This window comes from Georgenia sp. EYE_87 (assembly GCF_023148685.1).
GTDB lineage: Bacteria > Actinomycetota > Actinomycetes > Actinomycetales > Actinomycetaceae > Georgenia.
On the sequence record NZ_JAHXNL010000013.1, the window covers coordinates 1 to 20,676 of the forward strand.

Below are 20,676 nucleotides of genomic sequence, written 5' to 3' on the forward strand. Positions count from 1 at the left end.
CTCGCGATCAGGCGCGCCACGGCGTCGGGATCGGAGGAGATCGACGACGTCGAGGGCTCTTCCCGGCCAGGCTCGAGCACCGCGACAGAGATTGTTTTCTTGTGAACATCCAGACCGAGGTGGATCAGGTCCCGACGCTCCTGCACACTGGACATGACGACCGGCTCCTTCGTATGTGGCACCTTCCGCTCCAGAGTGGATGACCCACGCGAGATGCGAAACGGGCCGGCCGTTCCATGCTGACTGAGCACCTCCCGGGCGCGACAATGGCACGGATGATCGAGCGCAGGCCTGACGACGTGCCGGTCGGCAACTGGGTCGACCAGCTGATCCGCGCCGCCCAGGAACGGGGCGAGTTCGACGACCTGCCGGGCGCCGGCAAGCCGCTGCCGGACACCGGCCCGCTCGACGAGGACTGGTGGGTCAGGCAGAAGATCCGCAGCGAGGACCTGCCCGCCGACGTCCTGCTCCCGCCCGCTCTGCTGCTGCGCAAGGAGGTCGCCGCGCTTCCGGAGACCGTCCGCGACCTGCCCACCGAGGCGGCCGTGCGCGAGGCGGTGCGGGAGGTGAACCTGCGCGTGGCGGCCTGGATCCGCACGCCCACCGGCCCCGTGGTGCCCGTCGTGCCCGCCGACCCCGACGTCGTGGTCGCCGCCTGGCGCGCCGTCCGGGAGGCTCCGCCGTCGCCCGGGCCCGACGACGGGGCGCCTGACGACGGGGCGCCCGACGACGCACGCCTCGACCAACCCGGGAACGACGGCGCGCGCCCCGACGAGCTGGCCTGCACCGGCGGGGCCGCCGCGCCGCCCGGACCGTGGTGGCGGCGCCTGCTGCGCCGGCGCTGGCACGACGCGCCCGGGCGCGACGTTTGAGGGGCACGCCTGCCCCGGTTCCACGGCGATGTCGGTGGCCGGGGATACGTTCGGCACCATGCGGATCCTGCACACCTCGGACTGGCACCTGGGGCGCACCCTCCACGGGGTCGACCTCACGGCGCACCACGCCGCGTTCCTCGACCACCTCGTCGAGGTCGTGCGCGCCGAGCGGGTTGACGCCGTGCTGGTCGCCGGGGACGTCTACGACCGCGCGATCCCCCCGGTCGAGTCGGTCGAGCTGCTGTCGCAGACGCTGGCCCGGCTGACCGAGCACACCCGCGTCGTGCTCACCCCCGGCAACCACGACTCCGCGACGCGCCTCGGTTTCGGCGCCGGGCTCTTCCGGGACCGCCTCGCCGTCCGTTCGCGGGTGGCGGGCATCACCGAGCCGGTCGAGCTGCCCGACCGCGACGGCTCCTCGGGCGCGCTCGTCTACGCCCTGCCCTACCTCGACCCTGACCTCACGCGGGACGCGCTCGCCGAGCCGGACGACGACGGCGCGCCCGTCCGTCCCGCCCGCTCGCACGAGGCGGTGACCGCGGCGGCCCTCCGCCGCGTCCGCGGCGACCTCGTTCGGCGCCGCGCCGACGGCAGCAGCCGGGTCCCGGCCGTCCTGGTCGCTCACGCCTTCGTCACCGGCGGGGCCGCGAGCGAGTCGGAGCGGGACATCCGCGTGGGCGGTGTGGACCAGGTTCCCTCGGGCGTCTTCGGCGCGCCCGACGAGCTGGACTACGTGGCGCTGGGGCACCTGCACGGCCCGCAGCGGGTGGGTCGCGAGGGCCTCGACCCGGTGATGCGCTACGCCGGCTCACCGATCGCCTTCTCCTTCTCCGAGGCCAACCACCGCAAGTCCACCGCCCTGGTCGAGCTGGGGCCCCGGGGCGTGCGCGAGGTCGAGCTGGTCGAGGCCCCGGTGGCGCGTCGCCTCGCCGACGCGACCGGCACGCTGGAGGAGCTGACAGGGCGCGCGTTCGACCACCTCGTCGACCACTGGCTGCGGGTGACGGTGACGGACGACGTCCGGCCCGAGCAGATGTGGGCGCAGGTCGCCCGCCGGTTCCCGCACGCCCTCGTCGTCCAGCACTCCCCCGCGCAGGCCCGTGCCCGGTCCGCGGCGTCCGCCGTCGGGCCGCAGCAGGACCCGCTGGAGGTCGCCGCCCAGTTCCTCGAGGCCGCCGGCGGCCGACCCGCCCGTCCCGACGAGCTCGCGGTGGTCCGCGCGGCCTACGAGTCCGTCCTCGCTGCGGAGAGGAGCGCCTGATGCGCATCCACCGGCTCACCCTGCAGGCCGTCGGGCCGTTCCCGGGGAAGCACACCATCGACGTCGACTCGCTCTCCGCCAACGGGTTGTTCCTCCTCGAGGGGCCCACTGGCGCCGGCAAGTCCACGATCATCGACGCGGTGGTCTTCGCCCTCTACGGAGGCGTCGCCGGCGGGGAGTCCTCGGACGACCGTCTGCACTCCGACCACGCCGCTCCGGACGCCGAGCCCTTCGTCGAGCTGACCTTCTCCACCGGGGCCGGTATCTACCGCGTGTGGCGCTCCCCGAGGTACGAGCGGCTCAAGAAGCGCGGAGGCGGCACCACGACGCAGAACGCGCGCGCCAAGCTGTGGCGCCTCGGCCACGTCGAGGACGAGGGCGAGCCTGTCTCCGCCCACGTGCAGGAGGTCGGCACCGAGCTCGGGCGCATCGTGGTGCTCGACCGTGCCCAGTTCACCCAGACCGTCGTCCTGCCCCAGGGCCAGTTCGCCTCCTTCCTGCGGGCGAGGCCGGAGGACCGCCGTACCGTCCTGCAGGACGTGTTCGGCACCGAGATCTACGACCGGCTCCAGAAACGGCTGGCCGAGATGGCCCGCATCGCCCGCACCGACCTCGACCGCGCGACGACGGAGGTCACGGCAGCCGCCTCCACCTTCGCGGCGTGCCTGGAGCCGGCCGCGCCCGAGGACGTGGACGCCGCCTCGGCGCCGGTCTCCCGGGAGGTGGTGCTCGAGCGGGCCGCCGAGCTGGACGCTGCCGCGCTGACCACCACGGCCGAGGAGGCCTGCGCGCGGGCCGACTCCCGCGCCGAGGAGGCGGCGCACGCGCGGGCGGCCGCCGCCGTGGTCGAGGCGACGGCGCGAGAGCGGCTCGACGCCGAGCGGAACCTCGCCGAACGCCTGCGCCGGCGTGGCGCGCTGCTCGTCGAGCATCGCACGCTGCAGACCGCCGACACGGCGGTGCGGGCCGACGCCGAGCGGCTGGAGCTGGCACGGGTCGCGGCGGGCGTCGTCCCGGTCCTGGAGGCTCACGAGCGTGCGGCCGCCCGCGTCTCCCGGGCCGCCGGTCACCGCGGCCGTCTGATCGAGGAGATCCGCACAGGGCCGCACCAGGACCTGACGGAGCTGCGCGGACCCGACGACCTGCGGGACGGGCACGACGCCGCCACCACGGCGCTCGGCGCCCTCGCCCAGCTCGTCGACCTCGAGGCCGACCTTCCGCGGCGCCGGTCCGAGGTCGAGGCCGCGCACCGTGCGGCCGACCGGGCGAGAGACCGGGCCGGCGAGCTCGAGGCCGCCGTCGCCGCACGCCCTGCCGCCCGCCAGGCCCTCGAGGAGGCGCTGGACCAGTACCGCGACGCCGGGGCAGGCCGTGAGCGGGCGCTCGCCCAGACCCGCCGCGCCCGCGAGTGCCTGACCGCGGCCACCGGCGCCGAGGCCACGGCGAGCCAGGTCGCTGTCGCCGAACGAACCCTCACCGCGGTCGCCGGCCGGGCCGCCGCCGCGCTCGACGCGGAGCACGCCGTCCGGCTCCGTTGGGTCGCCGGGATGGCGGGCGCGCTCGCCGGCCGGCTCGTGCCCGGCCAGCCGTGCGCCGTCTGCGGTGCCACCGACCACCCGCATCCCGCCCGGCCCACGCCCGAGCACGCCACCGACGACGAGGTCGCGGCGGCCACGGCGGCTCGGGAGGACGCCGACGCGGAGCTCACCCGGGCCCGTGCGCTCCTGGCCGCGCTCGCCGAGAAGGCCGCGGCACTGCGCGAGGCCGCGGGCGGCCTCGCCGCTGCCGAGGCGCGGGTCAGGCTCGCGACCGCCGAGTCGGAGCTCGCGGCCGCCGAGGCCGCCATCGTGCGCAACGCGGTGCTCGAGCAGGAGCTCTCCGACCACGAACGCGAGACGGCGTCGCTGCAGGAGCGCCTCGCCGAGCACCGGTCGACGGCAGCTTCGCTGCGCGAACGGTGCGAGCACCTGGTGCATCAGCTCGCCACGGACGAGGCACGGTGCGCGCAGGGCCGGGGCGCCGCCGCGTCGGTGGCCGCGCGCGCGGAGGAGCTGCGCGGCCGTGCCCGTAACGCCCGCGCGTTGCTCGAGGCGACCACGGAGCTCCTCGCCGCACAGGAGGCCCACCGGGAGGCCGAGGACAGGCTGGAGACGGCGCTCGCGGACGCCGGGTTCCCGGACGCCGAGGCCGCACGCGCCGCGGTGCTGCCCGCCGACGAGCAACGCGTGCTGGACCAGCGGGTCCAACGGCACCGCAACGACGTCGCCCGGGTGGCTGCCGGGCTCGCCGAGGAGGAGATCGCCGCGCTCACCGGCGCAGAGGCCGCCGACGTCCCCGGGGCACAGGCCGCCCACGCCGCAGCCATGGCCGCCCTGACCCGGGCCGCCGGCGCCGCGAGCGAGGCGGACCTCCGGTGCCGCCAGACCCGCGAGGCGGCCGACGAGCTGCTCGGCGCGCTCGCCGCCCACGCCGAGGGCGCGCGGCGCGCGGCGCCGGTGCTCCGGGCCGCGGCGCTCGCCACCGCCGGAGAGGGCAACACGATCGACACGACGCTCGCGACCTACGTGCTCCTGCGCCGCTTCGAGGACGTCGTGGCCGCCGCGAACGACCGGCTGTCGCTGATGTCGGACGGGCGGTACACCCTTGAGCGCATCGACGAGCGGGAGGGCGGGCAGCGGTCCCGCAAGGCCGGGCTCGGGCTACGGGTGCGCGACCACGTCACCGACGTCCCCCGCGACCCGCACACGCTCTCCGGCGGCGAGACCTTCTACGTCTCCCTGTGCCTGGCGCTGGGACTGGCCGACGTCGTGCGCTCGGAGGCTGGTGGGGTCGAGCTCGGGACGCTGTTCGTGGACGAGGGATTCGGATCGCTCGACCCCGGCACGCTCGACGCCGTGATGACCGAGCTCGGGCGCCTCCGCGAGGGCGGACGCTCGGTCGGCATCGTGTCGCACGTCGCCGACCTCAAGGACCGCATCCCGGAGCGGATCGAGGTCCGCCGGCTGCCGTCGGGGGCCTCGACACTCACAGTTCGCTGCTGAGCGGCGCGGCCGCAGCTGTCTACCTAGCGCTCGGCCGCCAGCTCGGCGCGCAGGTCGGCCAGCTCCACGACGTCGTACCAGAGCAGGTCCCGCTCGGCCGCGCGCTCGAGCGCGTCGTCGTCGCCGGACGCCGCCGCCCGGACGTCGTCGGCGGCCTCCGGCTCGTCGACGTGGAGCGCGACGACATCGCCCCAGGGCACCGTGCTCACGAGCTCCACGGCCGTGGGCAGCTGTTCCTCACCCAGGACCTCAGGCACCTGGACGGCTGCGTCGGCGACGTCGGCGACCACCACGACGCGACGCGGTACGGACCCGTCGGCGGCGATCAGCCGCACGGACTCGTCCGCGGCGGCGAGCGTGGCGGTCATCTCCAGCCCCTCCTCGTCCTCGTCCGGCAGCTCGGCGCGCAGCGCGGGTGTCACCGCGTGGCCCCAGCGCGGTGCGATCCCGGCGGGATCGTGCAGATCGGTGGCGGTCGCGGGGAGGTAGAGGCGCATGGGGGTCAGTGTGTCAGGCGGTTCAGCGGACGAGGACGGGCAGTGCTATGCCGCGCCGCCTGACACGCCGCGGACGCTCGCTGCTGAGCCGCTGCGCGAGCTGTTCGACCGCCCGCCGCGCCGGTGAGGTCGGCGCGACCTGGGTGAGGGTGCGGCCCTGGAGCACCGCCCTGTCGAGGGCAGGGCGGTCGTCGGGCACGACGAGCGCATCGGCCACACCCGCGAAGCGGGCGAGCGCCTCGTGGACCGACTGCGCCGGGGCGGACCCCGCCGCGGAGGCGCGCACCCGGTTCACCACGACCACCCGGCGGGCGCCGGGGCCCATGACGTCGGCGTCGGTCAGCTCGCCGAGAGCCATCACGAGCCGACGCATCCCCACCGGCTCTCCCGCCCCGACCACCACGACGACGTCGGCGGCGGCCAGCGCCGAGGAGGTCGCCTGGTGCCGACGGGGACCGAACGACCCGTCGTGGTCCTCGTCCAGCGTCGCGCCGGTGTCGACCACCGTCCACGGGGCCGCCGCACGGGCAACGTCCCAGACCACCTCGAGCGCCGACGGCGGCAGCTCGCGCCACCGGTCCGCGCGGGTGAGCCCGGTCATCACATGGATGTTGCCGTCCACGACGGGGCACAGCCGGGTGAGCGTGGCCGTGTCGAGGCGGCCGTTGAGCGCCTGGCGCGACACCGCGGCCACGGCCGAGGAGTCGTCCAGGATGCCCAGAACCTGCGTCACCGACGGGGCTTCGGTGTCGGCGTCGACGAGCACCACGGGGCCGGAGAGGGCGGCAAGCTCGGCGGCCAGCGTGACGGCCAGGGTGGTCCGACCGGGCGCCCCGGGCGGCCCCCAGATCGCGACCAGCCGGCCCGGCGGGCCCGCGCGCCCACCGCCGTCGGCGGCCGCTGCGCCGGGAAGCCCCTCGCCCGCTCCCTCGCCACCCGGGACAGGAGGGGGCTCACCGAGGCTCGCGCCGCCCGGTGGAGGGGCGGCTTCACCGCCCGGGGCGTCGGGCCAGCCGGTGACCGCGGCACCGGCCGTGGCGGCGCGGCGCGCCGCTCGTCGGCCCCTCGCCGCGGGCTCGTCCCGTTCCGTGGGTGGAGCGCTGCCCGGGCTCGCCACCACGTCCTCCTCGGGCGCGGGCGTCCGACGTGCGAGCGCGGTGACCGTGTCCGCCAGCGCCGCAGCACCCGTCGTCGCCGGCTCCACCCGGTCCGGGCCCAGCGCCGTGCACCGCTCCACCTGGTCCGCCGCGGCGACGAGAACCGTGCGCACCCCGGCGTCCCGGAGTCGCGCCACGACCGCCCGGTCCACCCCCGGCATCTCGGCGTCGAGCACGGCGACCGCGCCCAGCCCCGCAGCCGCGGCGGCGAGCACCTCAGGGACGTCGGCGCACCGGCGCACCACTCGCACGCCCGAGCCCGGGGAGTCCAGCAGCCTCACGACCTCGCTCTCCACCTGGCCGTCGAGCGCGAGCAGGACCCCGACGCTCACGTCGCGTCCCCCTTCTCGTCCACGGCGGCCGCCTCCTGGTCCGCCGTGGCTGCGCCGGCTCCGACGAAGGTCGGTACGGCGACCAGCTGCCCGTCGGTGGAGACTGCGGCCAGGACGTCGGGCAGGTCGAGGCGCGGGACCAGGAGCTCGACGGAGGTTCCCGTGGCGCCGCTGAGCACGGAGTCGTCCTCGACGACCTCCGCGACGACCAGCTCGGCCGCGAGGAGCGCCGGCTCGGGCGCTGCCGCGGCGGACTGCCCGACGCCGCCGATCGGGGCGGGAGGGGCGAGCCACAGGTCGACGACGGCGCCCGCAGCCAGATCGGCGGGGACCGCGAGGCCCAGCGGCACGACGACGGGCCGCAGGTCCACCGAGGCGGCGTCACCGACTGCCGACCTGGGCACCAGCTCGCCGGCGCCGACGGTCCTGGTGACCACGGCGCCGTCCGGGACACCGTCCGCGACGAGGTGGTACAGCCCTTCGTCCTCGCCCAGGCGCACCTCGCGGACGCTCAGCACGTCCGCCTCCACGGGGTCGCCCGGCGTCAGGGCCTCGCCGGCGGCGTACACCTGCACGGTGGCGGCGGCGTCCCGGACCGCCCAGGTGCCCAGCGCCACCGCCGCGGCCACGAGCAGGACGCCCACGCCGAGGCGCGGGTCCCGCCAGGTCGGACGACGCAGTCGACGCGCCTGCGGCAGCTCTTCCGTGTTCATCCACGCCCCCTGCTTGCTCACGACCCCATCGTGCCGTCGGCAGCATATTGCCGGAGGAGTCCGTCCACAGGAAGCCTCTGGTGCCACCGCGTCCGGAGCGGGTGGTGCGATGATGGGGCCATGGCGCAGCGATTCCTGACCCTCGCGGACGTGGCCGAGGAGCTGGCGGTCTCCGTCGCCCAGGTCCGGGTCCTCGTGCGCTCCGGGGAGCTGCGGGCCATCCAGGTCGGCGGACGCAACCAGTGGCGGGTCGAGGCCTCCGCGCTGGAGGAGTACATCCAGGAGCAGTACGCACGCACCCGCGCCCGGATCCAGGCCGAGCAGAACGGCTGACGGGTCGCGTCTTCGTTGACGTCCCCTCTCCGTCGGCCTGCGCTCAGACAGGCGCGCCACGGACTGACGGCTCAGCGCACGAACTGACGGCTCAGCGCGCCGCGGACTGACAGCTCAGGCGGTGCTGACGAGCGTCACGGCCGCCAGTGCCACCGTGATCGTCCCCGACCCCGACGCCTCCGGGCGCAGATCCACGTGGTCCGACCCCACCCGGGTGAGCCAGCCGGTGTAGTCCCCGGCGTCGCACGACACCCGGACGGGCGCCCCCTCCCGGGCCAGCGCGCGCAGCACGTGCGTGATGCGCAGCCGACGCTCCACCGTTCCCGCCTCGGGCGCCACGGGTCCGAGCGGCCATGCGGCCTGCACCGCCTCGACGGGGACGAGGAGCCGTCGCTCACGGTCGTCCCCCAGCAGCAGCCACTGCGGCGCCGCGTCCAGGATCCGCCCCGCCAGGTCGGCGCCCGAGCGCAGACGCAGCCGAACGTCCTGCCCGAGCTGCGCCCGCAACCGGTCGGCGAGCACCGTCCCGCCCATCTCCGCCTCGGCGAGCTCGGCGACGAGCATCTCGTCGTCCGCGCGCTCCGCCGCCTCCAGCTGACCCTGCAGGTCCTCGAACAGCGCTTCCCACCGCATGAGCGCACGGTACCGGACGTCCCAGAACGGATATCGCTCGCACCGCCGGGCGCCCGGACGGGAGGCAGCGGCCCCGGCGTCCACAGACGCGCACGACGGGGTTTACAGATCCGGCCGGGCTCCAGTAAACCTACGTCGTGATGCATCAAGCATCATCAAACGACATGATCAAGCAACACTGGGGGCAATCATGCGCGATGACATGCCGGGCACAGGTCTGGGCCCGCTGGTCAGCCTCGTCGCCACCGTCGCACTGAGCTCCTGGCTCGCAGGCCGTGCGCTTGCCGCCGGCGTCGCCCTCGCAGACTCCCCGGGACGCGCGGCGGACGTGCCCGACGCCGTCGCCGTCCTGCTGCTCTGGACCGGGTGCGCGGCAGCGGCCTGGTACGCCCTGACCTGCGGGCTGGCCCTCGTGATCCGTCTGGGACGGGCCGCCGGTGCGACGACGTCGGGCCTGGAGCGCACCGTGCGGCGATGGGGCTTCCCGGTCCTGCGCCGGGCGGTGCTCACGACGGTCGCCGCCGGCGCCGGGCTGAGTCTGTCTGTCGGTGCGGCGGGGGCGTCGACGGCAGGCGCCGAGCCGGGCCTGCCGGAGGATCTCGGCTGGGGCGCCGACGTCGTCTCCGAGCAGCCGGCCGAGGTCGGGGCGCAACTCGGCGAGGCCGCCCGATCGAGCCTTCCGATCGCTGTGGAAGCGGACGGCGGCGCGGGCGCCGTGCCGCCGCTCCGGCGACCGTCCGGCGCTCCAGGCGGTTCAGCCGCCACTGACGACGAGGTCGGCGGCACGGCCCCCGCGCACGACGCCGTGACGACCGCAGAGGCGGCCGGCGAGGCCGCCCGGGTCGCCCTGGAAGCGGCCCGCACCAGTCATGCCACGGGTGCCGTCACCAGTCATGCCACGGGTGCGCCCGGCACAGGCCATCCAGCGGGTGCGCCCGGCACGAGCCTGGGCGAACCGACGCCCCGTGCAAGCTCCGGCCCCGGCATTCCCGAATCCCCTCCCTCACCCGCGGCGGCGGCACGTACCCCCGCGCTCGCCGACGAGCACGACTCACCGAGCGACGCCGGCACCTACCGGGTGCGCCCGGGCGACTCGCTGTGGTCCGTCGCCGCCGCGCATCAGGGCGAGCACGCCACGACGGCGGAGGTGGCGCAGGCGTGGCCCGAGTGGTACCGCGCCAACCGCCTCCAGATCGGCCCGAACCCGCACGTCATCCATCCCGGCCAGCTGCTGCACGTCCCCGACGAGGAGGCATCATGAGCACCACCACCCTGACCCGTCCACCGGTCCCGGGCAGGACGCGAGCCGGCGTCCGGACGCCCACGCACGGTCCGGGCATCGCCGCTGCGCCGCGCACGTCGGTCGCGCACCCCTGGGACCGGGTACGGTTCGCAGGGCCGGCGACGACGTCGAACGCCGCGGACCACGACCACGCGGACGAGCCCGTGGACCTCGACGGCCTGCCCGACCCGGGCCAGTGGGCGGGGGCCCTCGTCCGTTCGGCGGTGGAGGCGTTGTGCGGGCTCCGCCCGTCGGCGCAGCTCGCGCGCTGGCTGTCGGCCGAGCTCTACGAGTCCCTGGCGCGTCGGGCCGGACTGGCGGTCCGGATCCTCGGGCGCCCAGCCGTCGCACGGCGGGCGATGGTCAGGCGCGTGCATGTCTGCCAGATCGTGCCCGGCGTCGTCGAGGCCTCCGTGGTGGTGCACGACGGCAACCACCTCCGCGCGGCGGCGGTCCGCCTCGAGGTTCGGCGCGGCCGCTGGCGTGCCACCGCGCTCGAGATCGGCTGAGCGGGTCGCGTACGGCGGCGTCAGCCGTGGTCCGGGGCAGGCCCGCACGGCTCGGGAAGACCGAAGGCCACACCCCCGCGGGGATGTGGCCTCAGGCACCCGAAGCGGCGATCCGCGTCAGAGCCCCTTGAACATCTGGTCGAAGGACGGGACGTCGTCGTAGAGGTCGGCGAGGCCGGCGTTCTGCCGGGCGGCGACCTTCTCCGCGAGCTCGCGCCCGGCGCGGCGGATGCGCGAGGGCAGCGGGTTGACGGTGTCCGCCTCGCCCGCCCAGTCGTCGGTGGCGGCGAAGACCGAGGTGGTCGCGACGTCGGCGCGCAGGTAGGTGAACAACGGCCGGACGGAGTACTCCAGCGCCAGGGAGTGGCGCGGGGTACCGCCGGTGGCGCCCAGCAGGATCGGCATGTCGGTCAGCGAGTCCTTGTCGAGGATGTCGACGAAGGACTTGAACAGCCCCGAGTAGGTGGTGGTGAACAACGGGGTGACGAGCACCAGCCCGTCCGCCGCGGTCACCTTCTCCAGCACCTCGCGCAGCGCGCCGGTGGGGAACCCGGTGAGCATGGCGTTGACGATCTCGTGGGCCACGTCGCGCAGCTCGACGTTCTCCACGGTGGCGCTGACGCCACGGGCCTGAAGCTCGGCGACGGCGGCCTCGGACAGCCGGTCCGCCAGCAGCCGGGTCGACGACGGCTGGCCCAGCCCCGCCGAGACGGCCACGATGGTGCGCTCGCTCATACGTTCTCCTCGTTACTCAGGTCGGTGTCGTGCACGTCGCGGGGCGGCCGGGCTCAGAGCCCGAACGCCGCTCCCTTGGTCACGGCGTCCGCGGCGGCGGCGTCGTCCTCGGCGGTCTTGCCGGTCCACTTGTCCTCGCCGGCGACGTGGCCGCCGGTCGAGGTGCCCGCCTGGCGGGCCTTGGCGACCCGGTCGGCGTGGCTGGGCGGGTCGGACGGCACGTGCGCGGGGCGCTTGGCGTCGTTCTCCTTGCGCAGCGCGGGGACGATCTCCTCGGCGAGGATGTCGATCTGCTCCAGCACGGTCTTCAGCGGCAGGCCGGCGTGGTCGATGAGGAACAGCTGGCGCTGGTAGTCCCCGACCTCCTCGCGCATCGCGGCGTAGCGGTCGATGATCTCCTGCGGGGAGCCGACCGTCAGCGGCGTCTCGGCGGTGAAGTCCTCCATGGAGGGCCCGTGGCCGTAGACCGGCGCATTGTCGAAGTACGGGCGGAACTCGGCCTTGGCGTCCTGGGAGTTCTTGCGGGCGAAGAACTGCCCGCCCAGGCCGACGATCGCCTGGTCCGCCTGGCCGTGCCCGTAGTGCTCGAAGCGCTGACGGTAGTAGCTCACCATCCGCTTCGTGTGCGACATCGGCCAGAAGATGTTGTTGTGGAAGAACCCGTCGCCGTAGTAGGCCGCCTGCTCGGCGATCTCCGGCGAGCGGATCGAGCCGTGCCAGACGAACGGCGGGACGCCGTCGAGCGGGCGCGGGGTGGCGGTGAAGCCCTGCAGCGGGGTGCGGAACTTGCCCTGCCAGTTCACCACCTCCTCCTCCCACAGCCGGCGCAGGAGCGCGTAGTTCTCGATCGCGAGGTTGATGCCCTGCCGGATGTCCTTGCCGAACCAGGGGTAGACCGGGCCGGTGTTCCCGCGCCCCATCATCAGGTCCATCCGGCCGTCCGAGATCACCTGGAGCATCGCGTAGTCCTCGGCGATCTTCACCGGGTCGTTCGTGGTGATCAGCGTCGTCGCGGTCGACAGGACGATGTTCTGCGTCGTCCCGACGAGGTAGCCCAGCATCGTCGTCGGCGAGGACGCCACGAACGGCGGGTTGTGGTGCTCACCCGTGGCGAAGACGTCCAGCCCTGCCTGGTCCGCGTGCTGCGCGATCCTCAGGATCGCCCGCACCCGCTCGGTGTCGTCGGGCGTGCGCCCGGTCGTCGGGTCAGTCGTGACGTCACTGACCGTGAAGATTCCGAACTGCATGGTGCGACCTCTCGGATGGTTGATGCATTTGCATGTACATCGGTCCCAACAGCAGGACCAAGGTCTCTATTCCGTCTCGGTGGCATCGCGGCGTGGCCTCCGACACAGCTCGCCGCGGACGACGGCGGAGGCCCGCCCTGCGGAGCAGGAGCGGGCCTTCGTCGTGCGTCATGTCGTCACCGTCAGCTCTGCTTCCGCGCCGCCTTCGCGGCGGCCCGCCGGGCCTCGCGGTTCTGCGCGCCGGCGGACTCGCCGTCCTGCTCGGCCGCGACGACGGCCGGGCCGGACGTCGGGTTCCCGTCCAGGGCCGACGCGGAGTAGCTGAGCCTGGTGGGCCGCTCGGGCGCCTCGAGCCCGAGGAGGTCCGGCTCGACAGCTGGCGCGGCGGCCGCCGGGGCGGCCTTGCGAGCCGTGGCACCGACCGCGGCGCCCGCCGCCGTCGTCGCCGCCGAGGACGCCGTGACGACGGGCCCGGCCGGGGCCTCCCGCTCCTCGGGCGGCTTGACCTCGAGGTTGAACAGGTAGCGGACCGACTCCTCCTTGATGGCCTCGTTCATCGCCTGGAACAGCTGGTAGCCCTCGCGCTGGTACTCGACGAGAGGGTCGCGCTGAGCCATCGCCCGCAGCCCGATGCCCTCCTTGAGATAGTCCATCTCGTAGAGGTGCTCACGCCACTTGCGGTCCAGCACCGAGAGCACCACCCGGCGCTCCAGCTGGCGCATGACGTCCTCGCCGAGCTCGCTCTCACGAGCCTCGTAGGACAGGCGCATGTCGGACTGGAGCTCCTCGATCAGCATCTCCGCCGACACACGGGTGGCGTTCCCGGCCTCGGCGACGATGTCCTCCGGGGTGATGGAGACGGGGTAGGTGTTCCGCAGCTCGTTCCACAGCCCGTCGAGGTCCCAGCTCTCGGGCGTGCCCGCGGCGGTGTACTCGCCCACGAGCCCGGTCACGACGTCGTCCATGAAGCTCTTGATCTGGTCCTCGAGGTCCTCGCCCTCGAGGACCCGGCGGCGCTCCTCGTACACGACCGTGCGCTGACGCGAGAGCACGTCGTCGTACTTCAGGACGTTCTTGCGGATCTCGAAGTTGCGGGCCTCGATCTGGCCCTGGGCGCTCTGGATGCCCTTGGAGACGAACTTGTGCTCGAGCGGCATGTCGTCCGGGTAGGAGGCGGAGTCCATGACGCGCATGGCCAGCCCGGAGTTGAACAGCCGCATGAGGTCGTCCTCGAGGGAGAGGTAGAACCGCGACTCCCCCGGGTCCCCCTGACGGCCGGAGCGGCCGCGGAGCTGGTTGTCGATCCGGCGGGACTCGTGCCGCTCGGTCCCCAGGACGTACAGCCCGCCCAGCTCGACGACCTCGTTGTGCTCCGCCGCGACCGCCTCCCTCGCGGCCGTGAGAGCCTCGGGCCACGCGGCCTCGTACTCCTCCGGCGTCTCCGACGGGTCGAGCCCGCGCTCCTTCAGCGCGGCGATCGCGATGAACTCGGCGTTGCCGCCCAGCATGATGTCGGTACCGCGCCCGGCCATGTTGGTCGCGACCGTGACGGCGCCCTTGCGACCGGCCATGGCGACGACGGCGGCCTCCCGCTCGTGCTGCTTGGCGTTGAGCACCTGGTGCGGGACGCCCTTCTTCTTCAGCAGCGAGGAGAGCAGCTCGGACTTCTCGACGCTCGTGGTTCCCACGAGCACCGGCTGGCCCTTCTCGTGCCGCTCGGCGATGTCCTCGACGATGGCGGCGTACTTCTGCTTGACGCCCTTGTAGATGTAGTCCGACTGGTCGATGCGCTGCATCGGCCGGTTCGTCGGGATCGGGACGACGCCGATCTTGTAGGTGCTGGAGAACTCGGCCGCCTCGGTCTCGGCGGTACCGGTCATGCCGGAGAGCTTGTCGTAGAGGCGGAAGTAGTTCTGCAGGGTGATCGTGGCGAGGGTCTGGTTCTCGGCCTTGATGGCCACGCCCTCCTTCGCCTCGATCGCCTGGTGCATGCCCTCGTTGTAGCGACGCCCGGCCAGCACGCGCCCGGTGTGCTCGTCGACGATGAGGACCTCGCCGTTCTTGACGATGTAGTCCTTGTCGCGCTTGAACAGCTCCTTGGCCTTGACGGCGTTGTTCAGGAAGCCGATCAGCGGGGTGTTGAGAGACTCGTAGAGGTTCTCGATCCCGAGGTAGTCCTCCACCTTCTCGATGCCGGGCTCGAGCACGCCGATCGTGCGCTTCTTCTCGTCGACCTCGTAGTCCTCGTCGGGCTGGAGGCGGGTGACGAGGCGCGCGAACTCGGCGTACCACTTGTTCACGTCGCCGGAGGCGGGCCCGGAGATGATCAGCGGCGTGCGGGCCTCGTCGATGAGGATCGAGTCGACCTCGTCGACGATGGCGAAGTGGTGGCCGCGCTGGACCAGCTCCTCGACCGACCACGCCATGTTGTCGCGCAGGTAGTCGAACCCGAACTCGTTGTTCGTGCCGTACGTGATGTCGGCGGCGTACTGGGCGCGGCGCTCGTCCGGCGTCTGCCCGGAGAGCACTGTCCCGGTGGTCATCCCGAGGAAGCGGTACACCCGCCCCATCAGCTCGGCCTGGTAGCCGGCCAGGTAGTCGTTGACGGTGACGACGTGCACGCCCTTGCCCGTCAACGCGTTGAGGTAGCTGGGCAGGGTGGCCACGAGCGTCTTGCCCTCACCGGTCTTCATCTCGGCGATGTTGCCCAGGTGCAGCGCGGCGCCGCCCATCACCTGGACGGTGTAGTGGCGCTGACCCAGGGTCCGCGAGGACGCCTCCCGCACGGTGGCGAACGCCTCGGGGAGCAGGTCGTCGAGCGACTCCCCGTCCGCCAGGCGGGCCCGGTAGCGGTCGGTCTCCTCGCGCAGCTCGGCGTCGGAGAGGGACGAGAAGGAGTCCTCAAGGGCGTCCACCTGGGCCGCCATGGCGGAGAGCTTCTTGAGGACGCGTCCCTCGCCCATCCGGAGGATCTTGTCGAGGATCGCAGGCACGCAGCACTCCTGATCGTTCGTCTCCGCCGCGGCGTCCACCACGGCGGGGGCCACCCACGGCAGGGCGCACCCGGGACCATCGTAGGCGCAGCCGTTCCCGACGTGCGCGCACGGTCCCCGCAAGGGCTGGCCCGGACGGCACAGGCGGGCCTGGACGGCCACGCCGGTCGAGGGGCGGGCGCCGACGACCCCACCGGGGGGAGGCGGGCGCCGAGGGCCCCGCCGCTCGAGGGGCGGGCGTGTGCGGGCGTGCGGGCGTGCGGGCGTGCGGGTCAGGGTGGCGCGCGGCGGGCCAGGTCACCCACCAGGTCCCCGCCGGCGTCGGGGTCGACGACGACGTCGCCCAGCCCGAGCCAGGCCGCCATCTCGCCGAGCTCGGCCGCGAGGTTCACGACGACGACGTCCCGCGCCGGCCAGGCGCCCGCCCCGGTCCGGGGGAGGCCGGGGACGTCGTCGGGGAGCTCGGCGTGCGCCGCGCGGACCCGCAGCACACCCTCGCGGCGCTCGGCCTTGAGGTCGACGCGGGCGACAAGGTGCTCGCCGAGCAGGAACGGCAGCACGTAGTAGCCGTGCGTGCGCCGGGCGGGCGGGGTGTAGATCCCGATCCGGTAGTGCATTCCCCACAGGTCCAGGAGCCGGCGGCGCTCGAAGACCAGCGGGTCGAAGGGAGCGAGGAGGGCGCGCGCCGTCGTGCGGCGCGGGACGCGGGCGCCGGCATGGAGGTAGGCGGCGCGGTTCCAGCCGTTCACCCGCACCGGGAGGAGTTCACCGGTCTCCACCAGCTCGGCCACCGCGCGGGCCGCGCGGTCCGTGCGCAGCCGGAAGTAGTCGGCGAGGCACCGGACGGACCCAACACCGTGGGCGCGGGCGCCGATGCGCACGAGCTCGCGCACGGCGTCGTCCTCGGCGGGCACGGGTGCGGCGAGGACGGCGGACGGCAGCACCCGTTCGGTGAGGTCGTAGGCGCGCTCGAACTGGCTGTTGCGGTGCGCGGTCGTCACCTCGCCGACCTCGAAGAGGTGCTCCAGCGCGTGCTTCGCGGGGGTCCAGTTCCAGCCCCAGTGCTCTTTGGGGCCGGTCTCGTGCCCGAGCAGGGCGTGCAGCTCGCTCGCGGTGACCGGGCCGTGGTCGGCGACGAGGCCGCGCACGGCCTCGACCAGGCCGGGGTGGAGCGCAAGCTCCCGCCCCCAGTGGTTCCGCTCCCGGTGCTGCTCCATCCGCCAGCGCAGCAGCTGGTAGGTGCGCGGCGGCACGTAGGACGCCTCGTGGGCCCAGTACTCCACGAGCCTGCGCGGCGCCCGGCCGCTGGCGCGGTCGAGGAGCGCGGTGTCGTACGGACCGAGCCGGGAGAACACTGGCAGCAGGTGGGCGCGGGCGAGGACGTTGACGGAGTCGATCTGGAGCAGGCCGACCCGGTCGACCACCCGCTGAAGATGGGCCATGGTCGCCGTGCCCGGGGCCGGCCGGGGGCGGTCGAGCCCCTGTGCGGCCACGGCGACGCGCCGGGCCTGGCCGGCGGTCAGGGTGGCGAAGGGCCGGGCGGCGGCGACGTCCTCGGCGGGGCTCACGGCCACCATCCTGCCGTGCCCCACCCACACCGCCGCCCGCCCGCACCGTCGCTCACCAGGCTCACGACCGCGGCCGCCTATCCCGCCGCGGCCCGCAGGTCCTCCACCAGCGCGTCGAAGGCCTCGTCCCAGCCGGGCTTCCCACGCAGGCGGAGCACCGCCGAGGGATGGGTCGTGACGACGACCCGGGCTCCGGCCCCGCCCTCGAGCGCCCGTCCCCGGACCTCCCCGACGCGGACCTCCCGTCCCAGCACCGCGCGGGCGGCGGTCGCGCCGAGGCAGACGATCATGGCCGGGCCCACGGCCGCGAGCTCGGCCTCGAGCCAGGGGCGGCAGGCCTCGACGTGGGCGACGCCCGGGGTCTTGTGGATGCGCCGCCTGCCACGCTCGGTGAACCGGAAGTGCTTGACGGCGTTGGTGAGGTAGACGGCGGTGCGCTCGATGCCGGCGGCGGTTAGTGCGTCAGCGAGGACGTCGCCGGCCGGGCCGACGAACGGCTCGCCGGTCCGGTCCTCCCGGTCCCCGGGCTGCTCCCCCACCAGCACGATCCGTGCCCGCTCGGAGCCGACGGAGAACACCACCTGGGTCGCGCCGGCCCACAGCTCGCAGCCGCGGCAGCCGGGGGCGGCCCGGCGCAACGCGTCGACGTCTCCCGCGGGCGGCACCCACCGCTGCGCGCCCGGCCGCTCGGGTCCGGTGGCCATCACACCTCCGTCCGCTCGAGGTCCGCGAGCCGTCCGGCGAGCGCGATGGCGTCGACGGGCGCCCGGACCTTCACGTCGTTGTCGAAGTACACGTAGACGTCCCGGCCGCCCTCGTGCCAGCGGCGCACGCGCGCCGCCCAGGCGTCGAGGGCGGCGTCGTCGTAGCCGCTGACGTACAGCTCGACGTCCCCGTGGAGCCGCACGTACATGAAGTCCGCGGTGGCCTCCTCGATCAGCGGCCACCGCCCCGCGGTGTCCGCCACGACGACGGCGACGCCGTGCGCGCGCAGCAGCTCGAGGAAGGCGCGGTCGCGGAAGCTCTCGTGCCGGACCTCCACGGCGTGCCGCAGCGGCCGGTCCTCGCCCGGGTCGGTCCAGGCGGGCGCCTTGAGCCGGTCATCGTGCCCCTCGGCGAGGCGGGCGGCCGCCGAGGTGCTGCGGGGCAGCCTGCCGAGGAAGTCGTCGAGCCGCCCGGCCTCGAAGCCGAGGTTGGGCGGCAGCTGCCAGAGCACCGGGCCGAGCTTGTCCCGCAGCGCGAGGACGCCTGAGGCGAAGAAGTTGGCGAGCGCGGTCTCGACGCCGGCGAGCTTCTTCATGTGCGTGATGAAGCGGCCGCCCTTGACGGCGAAGACGAAGTCCGGCGGCGTCTGGTCGTACCAGGCGCGGAAGCTGTCGGGCCGCTGCAGCGAGTAGAACGACCCGTTGATCTCGACCGTGCGCAGGCGCTCGGCGACGTACTCCAGCTCCCGGCGCTGCACCAGACCCTTCGGGTAGAAGGTGCCGCGCCACGGGCGGTACCGCCACCCCGAGATGCCGACCCGGACCGTCATCTGCCGGAGTCTAGGAGCGGTGCTCCCGCGCGGCGAGGCGGGCGGGGAGCGGCGGCCCGGGCCGGGCGCGGACGCGAGCCGGGGCGCGGAACGCGAGCCGGGCGCACGGCGCGAGCCGGGCGCACGGCGCGAGCCGGGCGCACGGCGCGAGCCGGGCGCCGGACGCGAGCCGGGCGCACGGCGCGATCGGTGCCCGGACATGGCGGGGCCCACCGTCGCGCGGCGACGGTGGGCCCCGGTCGGCTCAGCGGTTCGCGCCCGCGGCGATCGGCTCGGTGACGTGGTTCGTGGCCTCGGTCCCGGCGACGACCGTGTCGAGGCGGATGACCCCGTACGTCCAGCCGTGGCGGTGGTAGACCACGCAGGGCTGGCCGGTCTCGTCGTCGATGAAGAGGAAGAAGGGGTGGCCGACGAGCTCCATCTCGTACAGCGCCTGGTCCACGGTCATGGGCCGCGCCTCGTGCAGCTTCTGGCGCACGACGACGGGCGAGTCGCCCAGCTGGGCCTCCACGCTCTGTCCCGGCTCGGTGGGCGGGACCGGGCGCTCCGGCGGCTGGTCCTCGTCCGCCTCCCGCGTCGTCAGGACGGGGGCCTCGACCGGTGCCGGGGTGGCGTAGCGGTGGTGATCCTTCCGTCGGTCGCGCGTGCGGCGCAGGCGCTCGAGCAGCTTGCCCGCGGCGACGTCCAGGGCGCCGTAGAAGTCTGAGGCCTTGGCTTCCGCACGGATCACCGGTCCCTTGTCACGCACGGTGATCTCGATCTTCTCCGCCTGGTCCGCCTGGCGCGGGTTGCGCTCGTGAGTCAGCTCGACCTCGACCCGCTGCGCGCGTGGGGCGAACTGCTCGATCTTCGTGAGCTTGTCCTCCACGTGGGTGCGGAACCGGTCGGTGATCTCGGTGTTGCGGCCCTTGACGACGATCTCCATGGTGGCCTCCCTAGGTCCTGGGGAACACGGGGGCGACAGTCGCCCCCGATCGACTTCGTTGGTGCCCGCACTCAGCCGCGGGCGAAGGAATGAGTGACCACCTCCCCCGGGCCGGACCGGGTCCGCGCCGCTTCGCGCGTGTCCTGCAGTCCGAACGTGTCCTCCATGACCTCACGCTAGTCGCAATTGCCGTGGAGTGACACGTCCAAGGTCCTAGAGCGTCGGAGCCCTGCGGTGGCGTGCGGGCGAGGGGGTGGACGCCAGCGTGAGGGCGCCGACGACGGGGGTGCCCCGGGCCCGCAGGGCGGCCGCGCTGGCGGCCAGCGTGGCGCCCGTGGTGACGACGTCGTCCACGAGGACGGCGACGGTGCGCGGGGGCAGGGAGGCCAGGGCGACGACGGTGCCGTCCCGGTTCGCGACGCGGCCCCGTGCGCCGATGCCGGCCTGGTGGGCGCGTCCGCCGCGCCGCCGCAGCAGGTCCGCGACCACGACCCGGCCGACCCGGAGGCCGGGCGGCGGGCCGTCGCGCCAGCCGGCGGCCAGGCCACGGGCGACGGCGTCGGCGAGGTCGGCCACCACCAGCCGTCGGGCGAGCCTGCGGCGCCACCCGGAGGGAGCCGGGACGACGGCGACCTCGACCTGGTCGTTCCCGGTCGCCGTCGCGCCGGGCGGGGGCTCCCCGGGCCGGAGGAGATCGAGCAGGTCCTCGTCGCCGGACCAGGTGCGTGCCGCCGCGCGGGCCGCGGCCAGGACGGCAGGGGCGACGTCCCGGCGGCGGTGGTTCTTCCAGCCGAGCACGATCGCGCGCAGCGGGCCGCGGTAGGCGCCGAGCGACCAGGTGGGCAGCACGGGCAGCGTGCCACCGCCGGCGAGCAGGGCGGCATCCTCCTCGCAGCGCGCGGGCGGGCGTCGCAGCAGCTCCCCGCACCGGTCGCACAGCACCACGTCCCAACGGCCGCACCCGGCGCACTCCACTGGCAGCACCAGGCCGGCGGCCTCGGCGAGCGCGGCACGAACATCCACACGGGGCATGCTGCCGGA

18 protein-coding genes are annotated in these 20,676 nt (G+C 74.4%); 6 read left to right on the forward strand and 12 right to left on the reverse strand.

The window, feature by feature from the left end:
- Window positions 1–275: 275 nt before the first annotated feature.
- The 3 genes from KZX45_RS16000 to KZX45_RS16010 are packed head-to-tail and all read left to right on the forward strand — an operon-like array spanning window position 276 to window position 5,177.
- The gene (locus KZX45_RS16000; protein WP_248258753.1) at window positions 276–872 is read left to right on the forward strand and encodes a DUF1992 domain-containing protein; all 597 of its coding nucleotides are present in this window, start codon (window positions 276–278) and stop codon (window positions 870–872) included.
- A gap of 58 nt (window positions 873–930) precedes the next feature.
- The gene (locus KZX45_RS16005) at window positions 931–2,136 is read left to right on the forward strand and encodes an exonuclease SbcCD subunit D C-terminal domain-containing protein (RefSeq protein WP_248258754.1); all 1,206 of its coding nucleotides are present in this window, start codon (window positions 931–933) and stop codon (window positions 2,134–2,136) included.
- The gene (locus tag KZX45_RS16010) at window positions 2,136–5,177 is read left to right on the forward strand and encodes an AAA family ATPase (RefSeq protein WP_248258755.1); all 3,042 of its coding nucleotides are present in this window, start codon (window positions 2,136–2,138) and stop codon (window positions 5,175–5,177) included. The genes KZX45_RS16005 and KZX45_RS16010 overlap by 1 nt, the downstream gene beginning before the upstream one ends.
- Window positions 5,178–5,200: 23 nt before the next feature.
- On the opposite strand, the gene KZX45_RS16015 is transcribed toward KZX45_RS16010, so the two are convergent.
- Genes KZX45_RS16015 through KZX45_RS16025 form a run of 3 tightly spaced genes read right to left on the reverse strand, consistent with a single transcriptional unit; the run spans window position 5,201 to window position 7,897 of the window.
- The gene (locus KZX45_RS16015) at window positions 5,201–5,674 is read right to left on the reverse strand and encodes a hypothetical protein (protein WP_248258756.1); all 474 of its coding nucleotides are present in this window, start codon (window positions 5,672–5,674) and stop codon (window positions 5,201–5,203) included.
- Between the two features lie 22 nt (window positions 5,675–5,696).
- Window positions 5,697–7,163 carry a hypothetical protein gene (locus KZX45_RS16020; RefSeq protein ID WP_248258757.1) on the reverse strand — a complete coding sequence of 489 codons (1,467 nt, stop codon included), beginning with the start codon at window positions 7,161–7,163 and terminating at the stop codon, window positions 5,697–5,699.
- Window positions 7,160–7,897 (reverse strand): hypothetical protein, encoded by a 738-nt coding sequence (locus KZX45_RS16025; protein WP_248258758.1) that lies wholly within the window; start codon window positions 7,895–7,897, stop codon window positions 7,160–7,162. The genes KZX45_RS16020 and KZX45_RS16025 overlap by 4 nt, the downstream gene beginning before the upstream one ends.
- 99 nt (window positions 7,898–7,996) lie before the next feature.
- Between KZX45_RS16025 and KZX45_RS16030 the strand changes: the two genes are divergently transcribed.
- Window positions 7,997–8,209, forward strand: a complete 213-nt coding sequence (locus KZX45_RS16030; protein WP_248258759.1) for a helix-turn-helix domain-containing protein — start codon at window positions 7,997–7,999, stop codon at window positions 8,207–8,209.
- Window positions 8,210–8,323: 114 nt separating this feature from the next.
- On the opposite strand, the gene KZX45_RS16035 is transcribed toward KZX45_RS16030, so the two are convergent.
- Window positions 8,324–8,842 carry a hypothetical protein gene (locus KZX45_RS16035; protein WP_248258760.1) on the reverse strand — a complete coding sequence of 173 codons (519 nt, stop codon included), beginning with the start codon at window positions 8,840–8,842 and terminating at the stop codon, window positions 8,324–8,326.
- A gap of 190 nt (window positions 8,843–9,032) precedes the next feature.
- Between KZX45_RS16035 and KZX45_RS16040 the strand changes: the two genes are divergently transcribed.
- Together KZX45_RS16040 and KZX45_RS16045 are read left to right on the forward strand one after the other, a co-directional pair.
- Window positions 9,033–10,103, forward strand: coding sequence for a LysM peptidoglycan-binding domain-containing protein (locus KZX45_RS16040; RefSeq protein ID WP_248258761.1), 1,071 nt, complete (start codon window positions 9,033–9,035; stop codon window positions 10,101–10,103).
- A complete protein-coding gene (locus KZX45_RS16045) occupies window positions 10,100–10,633 on the forward strand; it encodes an Rv3235 family protein (protein ID WP_248258762.1) in 534 nt (177 codons plus the stop codon). The genes KZX45_RS16040 and KZX45_RS16045 overlap by 4 nt, the downstream gene beginning before the upstream one ends.
- A gap of 117 nt (window positions 10,634–10,750) precedes the next feature.
- Here KZX45_RS16045 and KZX45_RS16050 read toward each other — a convergent pair whose 3' ends face one another.
- The 8 genes from KZX45_RS16050 to KZX45_RS16085 all read right to left on the reverse strand — a co-directional run bounded on the left by KZX45_RS16050 (window position 10,751) and on the right by KZX45_RS16085 (window position 20,658).
- On the reverse strand, window positions 10,751–11,368 hold the full coding sequence (locus KZX45_RS16050; protein ID WP_248258763.1) for an FMN reductase: 618 nt from the start codon (window positions 11,366–11,368) through the stop codon (window positions 10,751–10,753).
- A 53-nt stretch (window positions 11,369–11,421) separates the two neighbouring features.
- On the reverse strand, window positions 11,422–12,615 hold the full coding sequence (locus KZX45_RS16055) for an LLM class flavin-dependent oxidoreductase (RefSeq protein WP_248258764.1): 1,194 nt from the start codon (window positions 12,613–12,615) through the stop codon (window positions 11,422–11,424).
- Between the two features lie 182 nt (window positions 12,616–12,797).
- Window positions 12,798–15,608: a preprotein translocase subunit SecA gene (secA, locus tag KZX45_RS16060; protein ID WP_248258765.1), complete on the reverse strand. Its 2,811-nt coding sequence runs from the start codon at window positions 15,606–15,608 to the stop codon at window positions 12,798–12,800.
- 272 nt (window positions 15,609–15,880) lie between these two features.
- Window positions 15,881–17,176, reverse strand: coding sequence for a winged helix-turn-helix domain-containing protein (locus tag KZX45_RS16065; RefSeq protein ID WP_248258766.1), 1,296 nt, complete (start codon window positions 17,174–17,176; stop codon window positions 15,881–15,883).
- 77 nt (window positions 17,177–17,253) lie between these two features.
- Window positions 17,254–17,880, reverse strand: coding sequence for a UdgX family uracil-DNA binding protein (locus KZX45_RS16070; RefSeq protein ID WP_248258767.1), 627 nt, complete (start codon window positions 17,878–17,880; stop codon window positions 17,254–17,256).
- On the reverse strand, window positions 17,880–18,710 hold the full coding sequence (locus KZX45_RS16075) for a DUF72 domain-containing protein (RefSeq protein WP_248258768.1): 831 nt from the start codon (window positions 18,708–18,710) through the stop codon (window positions 17,880–17,882). The genes KZX45_RS16070 and KZX45_RS16075 overlap by 1 nt, the downstream gene beginning before the upstream one ends.
- A 244-nt stretch (window positions 18,711–18,954) precedes the next feature.
- Entirely contained in the window at window positions 18,955–19,635 is a 681-nt protein-coding gene (hpf, locus tag KZX45_RS16080) for a ribosome hibernation-promoting factor, HPF/YfiA family (protein WP_248258769.1), read from the reverse strand.
- Window positions 19,636–19,848: 213 nt separating this feature from the next.
- Window positions 19,849–20,658 carry a phosphoribosyltransferase family protein gene (locus KZX45_RS16085; RefSeq protein ID WP_248258770.1) on the reverse strand — a complete coding sequence of 270 codons (810 nt, stop codon included), beginning with the start codon at window positions 20,656–20,658 and terminating at the stop codon, window positions 19,849–19,851.
- Between the last annotated feature and the right edge of the window lie 18 nt (window positions 20,659–20,676).